Annotated in this window: 11 protein-coding genes; 2 read left to right on the plus strand and 9 right to left on the minus strand. The window is 42.4% G+C overall.

Translation table 11 applies throughout. From position 1 onward, the window contains the following. Positions 1-14: 14 nt before the first annotated feature. The 4 genes from mqo to betI all read right to left on the minus strand — a co-directional run bounded on the left by mqo (position 15) and on the right by betI (position 6,021). The gene (gene mqo, locus AC4CU2_RS06680) at positions 15-1,649 is read right to left on the minus strand and encodes a malate dehydrogenase (quinone) (protein WP_490768491.1); all 1,635 of its coding nucleotides are present in this window, start codon (positions 1,647-1,649) and stop codon (positions 15-17) included. A 495-nt stretch (positions 1,650-2,144) separates the two neighbouring features. Further along, positions 2,145-3,809 (minus strand): choline dehydrogenase, encoded by a 1,665-nt coding sequence (betA, locus tag AC4CU2_RS06685; protein ID WP_490768492.1) that lies wholly within the window; start codon positions 3,807-3,809, stop codon positions 2,145-2,147. Positions 3,810-3,929: 120 nt separating this feature from the next. Next, positions 3,930-5,402 (minus strand): betaine-aldehyde dehydrogenase, encoded by a 1,473-nt coding sequence (gene betB, locus AC4CU2_RS06690; RefSeq protein ID WP_490753022.1) that lies wholly within the window; start codon positions 5,400-5,402, stop codon positions 3,930-3,932. Beyond that, positions 5,395-6,021 (minus strand): transcriptional regulator BetI, encoded by a 627-nt coding sequence (betI, locus tag AC4CU2_RS06695; RefSeq protein ID WP_078388798.1) that lies wholly within the window; start codon positions 6,019-6,021, stop codon positions 5,395-5,397. Before betI ends, betB begins: the two co-directional genes overlap by 8 nt. Before the next feature lie 544 nt (positions 6,022-6,565). Here betI and AC4CU2_RS06700 point away from each other — a divergent pair. Further along, positions 6,566-8,626 carry a choline transporter gene (locus tag AC4CU2_RS06700; RefSeq protein WP_490768493.1) on the plus strand — a complete coding sequence of 687 codons (2,061 nt, stop codon included), beginning with the start codon at positions 6,566-6,568 and terminating at the stop codon, positions 8,624-8,626. Positions 8,627-8,638: 12 nt separating this feature from the next. Continuing rightward, positions 8,639-9,253 carry a MarC family protein gene (locus AC4CU2_RS06705; protein ID WP_004981851.1) on the plus strand — a complete coding sequence of 205 codons (615 nt, stop codon included), beginning with the start codon at positions 8,639-8,641 and terminating at the stop codon, positions 9,251-9,253. A gap of 54 nt (positions 9,254-9,307) precedes the next feature. Here AC4CU2_RS06705 and AC4CU2_RS06710 read toward each other — a convergent pair whose 3' ends face one another. From AC4CU2_RS06710 to cydP, 5 genes are read right to left on the minus strand one after another with little or no spacing between them, the layout of a single operon-like run. After that, positions 9,308-9,610 (minus strand): cyd operon YbgE family protein, encoded by a 303-nt coding sequence (locus tag AC4CU2_RS06710; RefSeq protein WP_004696655.1) that lies wholly within the window; start codon positions 9,608-9,610, stop codon positions 9,308-9,310. A 3-nt stretch (positions 9,611-9,613) separates the two neighbouring features. After that, entirely contained in the window at positions 9,614-9,715 is a 102-nt protein-coding gene (cydX, locus tag AC4CU2_RS06715) for a cytochrome bd-I oxidase subunit CydX (RefSeq protein WP_002120988.1), read from the minus strand. Between the two features lie 24 nt (positions 9,716-9,739). Further along, positions 9,740-10,885 (minus strand): cytochrome d ubiquinol oxidase subunit II, encoded by a 1,146-nt coding sequence (cydB, locus tag AC4CU2_RS06720; RefSeq protein WP_004696656.1) that lies wholly within the window; start codon positions 10,883-10,885, stop codon positions 9,740-9,742. Further along, positions 10,882-12,462: a cytochrome ubiquinol oxidase subunit I gene (locus tag AC4CU2_RS06725; RefSeq protein ID WP_004696658.1), complete on the minus strand. Its 1,581-nt coding sequence runs from the start codon at positions 12,460-12,462 to the stop codon at positions 10,882-10,884. Before AC4CU2_RS06725 ends, cydB begins: the two co-directional genes overlap by 4 nt. Next, positions 12,462-12,653, minus strand: coding sequence for a cytochrome oxidase putative small subunit CydP (cydP, locus tag AC4CU2_RS06730; protein ID WP_004696660.1), 192 nt, complete (start codon positions 12,651-12,653; stop codon positions 12,462-12,464). The genes AC4CU2_RS06725 and cydP overlap by 1 nt, the downstream gene beginning before the upstream one ends. Positions 12,654-12,754: the final 101 nt, after the last annotated feature.

Consider the following 12,754-nt stretch of genomic DNA (forward strand, 5'->3'; position numbering starts at 1 on the left):
GGGTTTAAAGCAGATTACTGTGCTTTTGCTACCGTAACAGTTTCGTCATTTGCAGCCTTAGCCATAGGTGTATATTTCAAACCAAGGGTTGTGCTGGTGTATTGGCGAACTTGGTCAAGAAGCACAGGATTAGTGCTGAGTTCTTGTTGGTACGATTTTACAATTTCATGTAATTTCGGATTCCATTTACCTGCTACTTGCTGAGGGAATGCTTTTTCAAGCAAGCTCAACATAATATAAGGGGAAGTTGAAGCACCAGGAGACGCACCTAATAGGGCAGTCACAGCACCATCTTGTGATGCAAAAATCTCGGTACCAAATTGCAAGCTTGTAGGTTTGCCTGGTTCTTTCTTAATGATTTGAACACGTTGACCACCTTGGTTCATACGCCAGTCTTCTGGTTTTGCATCAGGATAGTATTTTTTCAACTCATTAAAACGGTCTTCATCGGTCATCATGACTTGGCTAACTAAGTATTTCACCAAATCAAGATTTTCCATACCCACAGCGGTCATTGGTAAAACGTTGTTCTTAGTGGTTGATTTCAATAAATCAAGCTGAGAACCTTGTTTTAAGAACTTGTTTGAATAAGTTGCAAATGGACCAAACAACACATATTTTTTACCATCGATATAACGTGTATCAATATGTGGAACAGACATTGGAGGTGCGCCTAATTCAGCACGACCATAAACTTTTGCAGTATGACCTTCAGTGACTTTTGGGTTGTCGGTCATTAAGAACACGCCACCTACAGGGAAGCCAGCATATTGCTTCGCTTCTGGTAAGCCTGTCATTTGTAAAAGTTTAACCGCTGCACCGCCTGCACCAATAAAGACAAAGCGCGTTTTCACGTGATCTGTTTTCCCTGTAGTGAGGTTTTTAAATGCAACAGTCCACGTTTTATCATCGTTTTGGCTAATGCCAGTCACTTCAGTTGATGTTTGTAGTTTGAAGTTAGATTGTTTTTTAAGGTGATCGACCAATTGAGTGGTGATCGAACCATAGTTCACATCCGAACCTACATCCATGCGTGTTGCAGCTACTTTCTGTGCAGTATCACGGCCATTCATCACTAAAGGTGCCCATTGTTTAATTTCAGCAGGATTCTCAGAGAATTTCATGCCATAGAACATCGGGTTTTTAACCATTGCAGCATAACGTTTTTCTAGGAAATTCACATTATCGCCCCAAACGAAGGCAATGTGCGGTACAGGATTGATAAAGCTATTTGGTTGACCCAAAACGCCTTCTTTCACCTGATAAGACCAGAACTGTTTTGCAACTTCAAATTGTTCCGCAACGTTCACAGCTTTAGAAATGTCCATTTTTCCATCTTTTTCAGAGGTATAGTTCATTTCCATAAAGCCAGAGTGGCCTGTGCCAGCATTGTTGAAGCCGTTTGAGCTTTCTTGTGCAACATTGTCTAGACGTTCATACATGCGAATTTGCCAGTTTGGCTCAAGCTCGCTTAGATATGTGCCTAAAGTTGCACTCATGATCCCACCGCCGACTAAGACTGCGTCAACAACAAGCTCATTGTTGGTGGTTTGAATTTTTTTAGACGTGACGGGTCTAAATAAGAAAATTACGACTGCAATAATAAGCAGTACGATCAATACCAAAAGGTATTTTAAGAATTTGTTCATGCGATTATGACCTTGGGGAGCAGGTTTTGGATCGCTTTATAGCGAATAGAATAAAAATAAGAAGAATGATAGAGCTGCTTATAAAGATCAGCTTGGTATAGTTGAAGTAATACTTAAAAGCTGAAAAGCGCACAAAAAATATAAGTTTTGAGTCTATTACACAGTCCTGATTTATGAATATTTTAGACTAAATATGTATTGACTTAGTAATTTTTATTGTAAATGGTTTGGGTTGAACTATAAATATGAGTGATGTGTAATATTAATCATTGTTTTTATTGGTGTTTATTTTTGTTAAGATTTAATAATTAAGATGCTGATGTTGAATATATATACAGGCATTCAATTTTTTAAAAGCTAAAATGTATAAATTGGATTCTAATAGAAATAGCATTGTCTGTACAAAACGCAGCACTGTTGTTTAAGAAAAAATGAACAATCACCTGACTTTATTATTTTAAAGCTAATTAAAGTCAGGTGCTGAGCTATTAAAACTTATTCAGTTTCAGCTTGATAAAAAGGTGCATGAGAACGAGGTAGGGCTGTGCGGCCACGGATTTGATCCGCGATTTTTTCAGCCATCATAATGGTGGTTGCATTTAAGTTACCCGTGATAATCAGCGGCATAATCGATGCATCCACCACGCGTAAACTTTGCAGACCATGCACACGACCTTGTCCATCGACTACCGCCATATCATCTTCACCCATTTTACAACTACAGGATGGATGATAAGCCGTTTCAGCGTGATTACGCACAAATTCGTCTAATTCAGCATCGCTACTCACATCTTTTCCGGGACTGATTTCTTCGCCTCGGTAAGGATCAAACGCAGGTTGCTGCATGATTTCGCGGGTGATTCGAATCGCGTCACGAAATTCCTGCCAGTCTTGTTCTGTCGACATGTAGTTAAATAAAATACTTGGATGATCGAAAGGGTTTTTAGATGTCACCTGTACTCGACCGCGTGAAGGTGAGCGCATCGAACCGACATGGGCTTGGAAGCCATGCTCTTTGACGGCATTGCTGCCATTATAGTTAATTGCAACAGGCAAGAAGTGGTATTGAATATTTGGCCAAGCAAACTCTTTGGAGGATCGAATAAAGCCACCTGCTTCAAACTGGTTGCTTGCTCCAATCCCTGTTCCGTTAAACAACCACTCTGCACCAATTGCAGGTTGATTTTGCCATTTTAAAGCAGGGTAGAGAGAAACAGGTTGCTTACACTTATATTGTAAGTACATTTCTAAATGGTCTTGCAGGTTTTCACCGACACCCGGTAAGTCATGCACGACTGGAATGTCGAGAGATTGAAGTAAGGTGCTTGAACCCACACCTGAACGTTGCAAAATTTGCGGTGATGCAATTGCCCCTGCACAAAGTAGAACTTCTTTATTGGCATAGACCTGAAGCAAGTTGTTTTGATTAGTACCTTGAATATATTCAACACCAATCGCTTGTTTGCCATTGAACAAAATTTGATTGGTCATGGCGTGGGTAATAATGGTTAGATTCGCTCGACCTTTGGCCATATCTAAATAGCCACGTGCTGTGCTTGAGCGTCGACCTTTGGGGGTCACGGTTCGATCCATTGGGCCGAAACCTTCTTGTTGATAACCATTTAAATCATCGGTGCGTGGATAGCCTGCTTGCACACCAGCTTCAACCATGGCGTGGAATAAAACATTATTGTCTGCTTTAGGTGTGGCGACAGAAACAGGACCAGCATCGCCATGATAGTCATTGCCACCAATATCACGGGTTTCAGCCTTTTTGTAGTAAGGCAGACAGTCCGCATAGCTCCAGTCCTCAAGACCTTTAAGGGTTGCCCATTGTTCTAAATCCATGGCATTTCCACGGATATAACACATGCCATTAATGAGGGATGAACCGCCTAAGCCTTTGCCGCGACCACATTCCATACGACGGTTGTTCATGTGGGGTTCTGGGTCGGTTAAATATGCCCAGTTATAACGACGCCCTTGTAAGGGATAAGCCAAAGCTGCAGGCATTTGAGTGCGAAAGTCGAGGCGATAATCAGGTCCGCCTGCTTCGAGTAACAGTACCGAAACATCGGGGTCTTCAGTTAAGCGAGCAGCCAGTACATTACCTGCTGAACCTGCGCCAATAATAATATAATCGTAGTGTTGAGAATGCATAATGATCCTTTTTCTATGGCAGAGCCACGTTGCATGAGAACGTGGCCACATGTTGAGTTGAGGATGAAAAAAAGAATAAATAAAAAGGAAGTAAGGATTTAGGTGGCTAAAATTCAGACTTTAAAAAATACTTTGGTATTGACCCAGTTCAACTTGAACTGATTTGATGCGGGTATAGTGTTCAAGTGTGGTGATACCATTTTCACGTCCGACCCCTGACTGTTTATAACCACCTACAGGCATTTCAGCAGGGGATTCGCCCCATGTATTGATCCAACAAATACCTGCCTCAAGCTGATGAATAATACGATGAGCTTGGGAAATATCTTGTGTGACCACACCTGCGGCTAAACCATAACTGGTGTTGTTGGCACGTTGAATGGCTTCTTCAATATTGTCATAGCTTAAAATGCTCATAACCGGACCAAAGATTTCATCTTGCACAATGTGCATGTCGTCATGACAGTCGGTGAACACGGTTGGTAATACATATGCGCCCTGAGCAAGTGCTGCTTCGGTGGCACGTTGTCCACCAATCAATAAGGTCGCACCTTGTTGTTTGCCTGACTCAATATAAGACAAGACTTTTTCCATATGCGGAAAGCTGACTAAAGGTCCAAAGTTGGTTTCAGCCTGCATCGGGTCACCTATGCGGATACGTTTTACACGCTCAATCACTGCTTGTTCAAATGCAGCCTTGAGGGTTTGTGGTACAAACACACGGGTGCCATTGGTACATACTTGACCTGAGCTAAAGAAGTTCGCCATCACCGCAATATCGGCTGCGCGATCAAGGTTGGCATCGGCACAAATAATCAGAGGTGATTTGCCACCGAGCTCCATGGTAACTTCTTTGAGACTAGAAGCCGCAGCACTGGCCATGACCTTTTTACCCGTTGCCACACCACCTGTGAATGAAATTTTTTGAATATCTGGGTGTTCAGTCAACCATTGACCCACTTCAGCACCAAAACCTTGTACCACGTTGAAAACCCCAGCAGGTACGCCTGCTTCAGTATAGATCTCTGCCAACTTTAAGGCGGTAAGAGGGGTCACTTCGCTAGGTTTAAAAATCATGGCATTCCCAGCAGCGAGGGCCGGAGCTGATTTCCAAAGTGCTATTTGGATTGGATAATTCCAAGCACCAATGCCTGCCACCACACCTAAAGGTTCACGGCGCGTGTAGAAAAAACTACTTTCACGTAGCGGCACTTGTTCACCTTGAATGGCAGTTGCAAGTCCCGCGTAGTACTCTAAAACGTCTGCACCAGTGACAATATCGACGGTAGAGGTTTCACTGAACGCTTTACCTGTATCCAGTGTTTCTAGGCGTGCTAATTCGTCATTACGAGCGCGTAAAATATCGACTGCACGACGTAAAATACGGGCACGTTCGACCGCTGTTTTGGCAGCCCATTCACGCTGCCCTTGTACAGCACTTTGCACGGCTGAATCGACATCAGCTTTGGATGCTTGTTGAATGGTGGCAATGACTTCACCTGTAGCGGGGTTGATACTGTCAAAGGTTTGACCACTGGTGACATTGAAATATTGTCCGTGAATATAAAGCGAGTGAAGCTGTACATCATTCATTTTGTTGTTCCTGCCGTATCTGTTGAATTAAGCGAAGTTGCATATCGACATAGTCGTATGCAATAGAACGTGCCAAATCACGATCAAATGCTTGATGACCACTTAAACTTCCACGTAACCATAATCCATCAATCAGTGCTGCTAGACCTTTAGCGGCTTGGCTTGCTTGGGCCTTTGGCATGAGCTGCAAGAAATGAAACTTCAAATTTGAATAAAGCCGTTGGTCATTAATTCGTTGCAGTCGACCTAAGTCGGGTAGGTGCATACTGGCAGACCAAAAATCCAGCCAAACCCGCATAGCAGTGTTGTTGACCTGACTGATGTCAAAGTTGGCATCAATAATGGCTTTGAGCGAATGTTCTGGACTGGGCTGCGTCACCTTTGCTTTATAGCTCGCCGTAGTCTTGGCTAAGACATTGAGCATTTGGCGCATGCAACTGTGAATGAGGCCTTGTTTATCGCCAAAATAATGACTCACAATGCCCGTAGAAAGCTGTGCTTTTTTCGCAATTTGAGCAATAGTGGTGTTGGATAAGCCCACTTCATAAATGACTGCATAGGCAGCATTAATGATTTCTTCACGGCGCTCATGCTCAGGTTTTACTCTACGTTTATTCATGACAATCCAGAACAATTTGCCTTAAATTTAAAGGCGTTAGATTCAATAACTTACATGGAAAGCATCATAGCATTTTTTTATGATACTTTTTATTGATTGAACGTTCAATCAATAAAAAGTACACTTATGGTTAAATTCAAAGCAAAATACTGCTAAATTGCTTTGAGTATTCGACATAACTTTTTATTTATCAAATGGATGTGCCATAAGGGTTTAATCTCAGGACATCTTTCAGAAAAGTGAGCTGATGAGCTATGAGCTTACGGTTTTATACTTTTTTCGAGTTGAGAAAGCTCATATAGTCATGTTGAAGGGAGATCTACAAGATTCCAATCGGAATATCGATGAACAAGGGGGGCTCACATTTTAAGCCTGTGTAGCAAATGCACCTCATAAATGATTTAAACCTTCAGGTTTAAAGAAGATAGCGTTTTTATTTCTGATAAAAATACTGTCGATTTCGTTAGTCGATTTTTAAGCTCTCGACCACGAGAAGTTTAAAAATTGGCTTTTGTCTTTTTTTATTTACTTTCTTGAGGATTGTATGGCAACAGATAATCCAAGAGCAGTTGATGATCAAACATTAGCGCCTAAAGACCGTTTAAATGGTGTGGTCTTTTATATTTCAGCTCTCATTATTTTAATTTTTTCTATTACCACCATTTTGTTTAATGACTTTGCCAATCGAACCTTAAATACAGTCTTGGCGTGGGTGAGTTCAACTTTTAGTTGGTATTACTTACTCGCAGCGACTCTGTATATGGTCTTTGTCATTTTTATTGCCTGTTCTCGCTACGGCAACATTAAATTAGGCCCCAAACATTCCAAGCCAGAATTTAGCCTTTTAAGTTGGTCTGCAATGTTGTTCTCAGCTGGGATCGGCATCGATTTGATGTTTTTCTCGGTGGCGGAACCTTTATCCCACTATATGCATCCACCTGTGGGTGAGGGGCAGACCTTAGAAGCTGCACGTCAAGGCATGGTGTGGACCTTGTTTCACTATGGTCTAACTGGATGGTGTATGTATGCATTGATTGGCATGGCATTGGGGTATTTCAGTTATCGCTATAACTTACCACTGACTATTCGCTCTGCTTTATATCCGATCTTTGGGAATAAGATTCATGGGCCGATCGGTCATAGTGTCGATACGGCTGCGGTCATCGGGACTATTTTTGGTATTGCGACAACCTGCGGGATTGGGGTAGTACAGCTGAACTACGGCTTGCATGTGCTGTTCGATTTACCCGAAAACCTCTGGATGCAAACCGCATTAATTGTGGTTGCGGTGGTAATGACCATTATTTCAGTAACTTCAGGGGTGAATAAAGGGCTGCGAGTTCTCTCCGAGATCAATATTTATGTCTCTGTCGGGTTGATGCTGTTTATTTTGTTTTTAGGCAATACCGAATTTCTATTGAATGCTTTTGTGCAAAATATTGGGGACTACATTAACCGTTTTCCAAGTATGACTTTGGAAAGTTTTGCCTTTCAACAACCGAAAGAATGGATGAACAGTTGGACATTGTTCTTTTGGGCTTGGTGGGTGGCTTGGTCACCATTTGTAGGTTTATTTTTAGCACGGATTTCACGTGGTCGAACCATTCGTGAGTTTGTTAGTGGGACGCTCATTATTCCTTTATTTTTCACCCTCACGTGGTTATCAATATTTGGAAATAGTGCGCTACATAGTGTGATTTTTGATGGCAATTTAGCCCTTGCCCAGAGTGTGATTGCCAACCCAGCACACGGTTTTTATGACTTACTGGCACAGTATCCGTGGTTTCCGTTTATTGCAGGGGTAGCCACCATTACGGGCTTGCTGTTTTATGTGACCTCAGCGGACTCAGGTGCACTGGTATTGGGTAATTTCACCACGCAATTTACCAATGTAGATCATGATGCACCACGCTGGTTAAGCGTGTTTTGGGCAGTGGCGATTGGTTTATTGACCCTTGCCATGTTGATGACTAATGGGATTACTGCACTGCAAAATGCCACCATCATCATGGGACTACCGTTTAGTTTTGTCATGTTCTTGGTGATGGCGGGTTTATACAAATCGTTAAGACTTGAAGATTATCGACAAGCCAGTAGTAGCTTAAATGCAGCACCTGTGGTAGGGAATGTCGACATTCTCAACTGGAAAAAGCGTTTGTCTCGGGTTATGCATCACCCTGGAACAACCGATACTCGGCGTATGCTCGATGATATTTGTCGACCCGCGGTGATGGCGGTTGCAGAGGAAATGCAAAAACGGGGTATCAACATCAGTGTTCAAGAGAGTGCGTTAGAAGAAGATCCAAATCTGTATCATTTAGATTTGATGATTCATTTGGAAGAAGAACAAAACTTTGTTTATCAAATTTGGCCTGTACGTTATATCGCACCGACCTTTAGTGAACGCGGCAAACTGGGTAAACGGTTTTATTACCGTCTTGAAACCTATTTGTATGAAGGTTCTCAAGGCAACGACCTTGTTGGCTACACCAAAGAGCAAGTGATTAATGATGTGCTAGATCGTTATGAACGCCATATGACCTTCTTGCATATCAATCGAATTAGTCCGGGGAATCGTCCCTTATTTCCAGACCCTCAAGGATAATTAGGAGGAACCATGTTGACCTCATATTTACATGCTTTTGCTTTGTTTTTCTCATTGCTGAATCCGTTCTTAATGAGTATTTACATGATTGGCATGATTCGGAACTCCGAAGCTAAAGTGTTTAATAAGGCCTTGATTCAGGGCTGTCTCATTGCCTTTATAGTATTTATGCTGTTTGCATGGGGCGGAGAAGCGATTTTTAGTAAATATTTAAATGTACGCTTTGAAGCCTTTCAAATATTTGGTGGTCTGATTTTCTTGGTGATTGGTTATCGCTACGTGTTTCAGGGGGCAGATACCATTGGTGAAATGCGTGGTGCGCCAGAGCATTTGGCAGGAACCATTGCGATGCCTTTTATGATTGGTCCAGGAACCATCAGTGCTGCTGTGGTGACAGGTATGGCACTGCCAATCAGCGGCGCAGCCATGATTATTTTCCTGACTTTGGCGTTGACCTGTGGCTTGATGATTTTAATGAAATTTGCGCATGACCATTTGCGTTATAAGCATGCCAAATATATTGACCGTTATGTTGATATTGTCGGGCGACTGTCAGCCTTACTGATTGGAACCATTGCGGTAGATATGATTATTAATGGCATTATTGGCGTCATGGCTGAAATGTAGAATCCACGAATAGCGGAACATAAAAAAGCCCTCAGTAAATGAGGGCTTTTTTATTTAACTGAAGAACCAAGTGTAATAACCCCAGATCATCAGTGGCCACGATAGAAACGGGCTAAACAGCCATTTCCAAATCCAGTGGCGTGGCACGAACCCGACGCCGTGGATAAAGCCACCTGATATACCAATCATGATATACATCAGCGCACTGTGGCTATAGTGACCATTGTCATCCAACATAGCAGCAGGATGCACTAACAACACCGCTGCAAGTGGAAAGGCCAATAGGCAGGAAATTAGCATCGCAAATTTGTTCGGCTTTTTATCTACAGTTTGGTTTTCCATAGCAACGTCTGTCATGGTTTATTCCTCATCAAGGTCTTGATGATGTTCGATATACAAAGCACTGAGTACACCTGCAAAGCAAGCCATCAAAATGCCGAGAATCCATGCAAAATACCACATAATTTGATCTCCTTAGACACAGCCTTAGTAAAGGCTGTGTGAATTCTCTTTAATGTGTGTGTTGGTAATAACACCCCACATTTTGTAATAACACCAGGTGGTATAGCACAAAATGAGTGGGACAAAGATACATGCAGCAACTGTCATTACAGTTAACGTCGTTTTACTTGAAACTGCATCCCACATGGTCAAGCTTGCAACAGGTTGAATGCTTGATGGCATTAAGAATGGGAACAGCGCAAAACCAGCAGTTAAAATTGCACCCACGACCGCTAAACTCGAACCTAAGAAGCTAAAGCCCGCTTTGTTTTTGCTTGCTGCAAGCACCACAATCAAACCACCTAAGATACCTGCGATAGGCGCAATCATGGTAATTGGGTAAGTCGAGTAGTTGTTCATCCAGCCATGGTTGGCATTGGTCAACACTTCTTTTGCTAATGGGTTAGCAACACCGTTGGTGTCAAATGGAGTGACTAAGGTATAACCTTCGATTCCACCAAAGTACAACCAAGCACCAGCACCTAAGAAACAGATGAGATAAACAATGCCCATAAGTTTCGTTGCTTGTGCTGAGCGTCTGCGTAAGTCACCATCGGTACGAAGCATGAGCCATGCACCGCCGTGTGCGCACAGCATCGATAAACTAACTAGTCCGCAGACTAAAGCAAATGGGTTGAGTAGGGCAAAGAAGCTCCCTGTATAAGTTGAACGGACGGTATCATCTAAACTAAATGGCACGCCTAAGAACATGTTCCCAAAAGCCACACCGAAGACCAGTGCAGGCACAGCACCACCGACTGCTAAACCCCAGTCCCATGACGTACGCCATTTGGTATTTTGCAGTTTAGAGCGGTAGTCAAAGCCGACAGGTCGTAAGAATAGGGCAAACAGTACCAACAGTAGCGCCCAATACATGCCTGAGAATGCTGTTGCATAAACCATTGGCCATGCGGCAAACAATGCACCGCCAGCAGTAATGAACCAAACTTGGTTACCATCCCAGTGCGGAGCAATGGTGTTGATAGCCGCACGGCGTTCTTCATCTGTTTTGCCCACAAATGGCATGATCGCCATAGAGCCCATATCGAAGCCATCGGTGAGGGCAAAGCCAATCAGTAAGACGCCAACTAAAACCCACCAAATGATTTTGAGTAATTCATATTCGATCATGCTTGAGTCTCCTCATTACGAGCTGCTTCAAGTTTTTCAAAATGGTATTTACCAGTGTGAAGTGAACTTGGACCAAGACGTGAGAATTTGATCATTAAATACATTTCAATAATCAAAAGAACGGTATAGAACGCAGCTAAAGCAGCGATAGAACCCCATACATCACCTGTGCTTAAGCTTGATGCTGACAAGTGTGTAGGTAGAACTTCACCAATCGTCCACGGTTGACGACCTACTTCAGCAACATACCAACCTGTTTGTGCAGCAATCCATGGCAGAGGCAAAGCGAAAAGCGCGAACTTCAGTAACCATGGTTTGTTTTCTGCATTGCGTTTTGCCACAGCAAAGGTTGCTAGAGCAAATAACAACAACATAAGGAAACCAGATACAACCATGGCACGGAATGCCCAGAATAAGCTTGGTACGTGCGGAATCGTGTCTTTCGCAGCAGATTTGATTTGATCTTCAGATGCATCAACTACATTTGGTGTGTATTTTTTCAGCAGTAAGCCGTAGCCCAAGTCTTTTTGAGTTTCAGCAAAGGCAGCTTTTAGCTCTGGAGAAGTATCACCCGCGCGTAGTTTTTCCAGTTGTGAGTAAGCCACCATACCGTTACGAATACGATCTTCGTGTTGTACGATCAAATCTTTAATGCCAGTCACTTCTTTGTCTAAAGAACGTGTTGCAATAAGACCCATCACATATGGAATTTTCACTGCATAATCTGTAGTCATGGTTTCTTTATTTGGAATACCAAACAAAGTAAAGGGTGCAGGTGCAGGGTGAGTATCCCATTCTGCTTCAATGGCCGCGAGTTTAGTTTTCTGAACATCACCCAGTTCATAACCTGACTCATCGCCCAGTAAAATCACTGAAAGTGTTGAAGCTAAACCAAAAATTGCGGCAATGGCAAATGAACGACGCGCAAACGGAATATCGCGTTTTTTCAGTAAGTAGTAGCTTGAAATAGCAAGGACGAAAATAGCGCCTGTCACATAACCCGCAGACACGGTATGTACAAATTTTACCTGCGCAACTGGGTTAAAAATGAGAGCACCAAAATCTACCAGTTCCATGCGCATGGTTTCATAGTTAAATACAGAACCGACAGGGTTTTGCATCCAACCATTTGCAACCAAAATCCATAAGGCAGACATATTAGAACCGAGTGCAACCAGCCATGTCACACATAAGTGCTGCACTTTGGATAAGCGATCCCATCCAAAGAAGAACAGACCGATGAATGTCGATTCTAAGAAGAATGCCATTAATCCTTCAATGGCTAATGGAGCACCGAAAATATCCCCCACATAGTGTGAGTAATATGCCCAGTTAGTCCCGAACTGGAACTCCATGGTTAAGCCAGTAGTGACCCCTAAAGCGAAGTTAATACCGAAGAGTTTCCCCCAAAACTTGGTCATGTCTTTATAAATTTCTTTACCTGAAATCACATAGGTGGTTTCCATAATGGCAAGAATAAAGGCAAGCCCCAGTGTAAGTGGAACAAAAATAAAGTGATACATCGCGGTCATAGCGAACTGGAACCGCGAAAGATCGACCACGCTTTCAGATATCATCAACGTGTCTCCTTGATTGGGGATGGATTGCCTGCAATACGCTCAGCAACTTGATTGTCAAAATTTTTAGGGATAGTCGGGGCGTCAAACCAGATGTTCTTAATGACCATTAAAATAATCACCTTAATGATTAAAATGGCCACAATCTCTCTGGTGACTTTTTGATTGAGATTTTTGGGGACTAAGCTCATTTCATAAAGCCTATTTTTTAACTTGCTTTATATTATTAAACAAAAACATACAAAAGATAAATAGTCTTTAAACTTAAATAAAAAATATATTATTAAGTCTT

The organism is Acinetobacter sp. 797_lipA, assembly GCF_058243025.1.

What these genes read in the sequence shown, in the direction of transcription:
- mqo (WP_490768491.1), bottom strand. Translation starts at nt 1,649, where the DNA reads ATGAACAAATTCTTAAAATACCTTTTGGTATTGATCGTACTGCTTATT.
- betA (WP_490768492.1), bottom strand. Translation starts at nt 3,809, where the DNA reads ATGCATTCTCAACACTACGATTATATTATTATTGGCGCAGGTTCAGCA.
- betB (WP_490753022.1), bottom strand. Translation starts at nt 5,402, where the DNA reads ATGAATGATGTACAGCTTCACTCGCTTTATATTCACGGACAATATTTC.
- betI (WP_078388798.1), bottom strand. Translation starts at nt 6,021, where the DNA reads ATGAATAAACGTAGAGTAAAACCTGAGCATGAGCGCCGTGAAGAAATC.
- AC4CU2_RS06700 (WP_490768493.1), top strand. Translation starts at nt 6,566, where the DNA reads ATGGCAACAGATAATCCAAGAGCAGTTGATGATCAAACATTAGCGCCT.
- AC4CU2_RS06705 (WP_004981851.1), top strand. Translation starts at nt 8,639, where the DNA reads ATGTTGACCTCATATTTACATGCTTTTGCTTTGTTTTTCTCATTGCTG.
- AC4CU2_RS06710 (WP_004696655.1), bottom strand. Translation starts at nt 9,610, where the DNA reads ATGACAGACGTTGCTATGGAAAACCAAACTGTAGATAAAAAGCCGAAC.
- cydX (WP_002120988.1), bottom strand. Translation starts at nt 9,715, where the DNA reads ATGTGGTATTTTGCATGGATTCTCGGCATTTTGATGGCTTGCTTTGCA.
- cydB (WP_004696656.1), bottom strand. Translation starts at nt 10,885, where the DNA reads ATGATCGAATATGAATTACTCAAAATCATTTGGTGGGTTTTAGTTGGC.
- AC4CU2_RS06725 (WP_004696658.1), bottom strand. Translation starts at nt 12,462, where the DNA reads ATGATATCTGAAAGCGTGGTCGATCTTTCGCGGTTCCAGTTCGCTATG.
- cydP (WP_004696660.1), bottom strand. Translation starts at nt 12,653, where the DNA reads ATGAGCTTAGTCCCCAAAAATCTCAATCAAAAAGTCACCAGAGAGATT.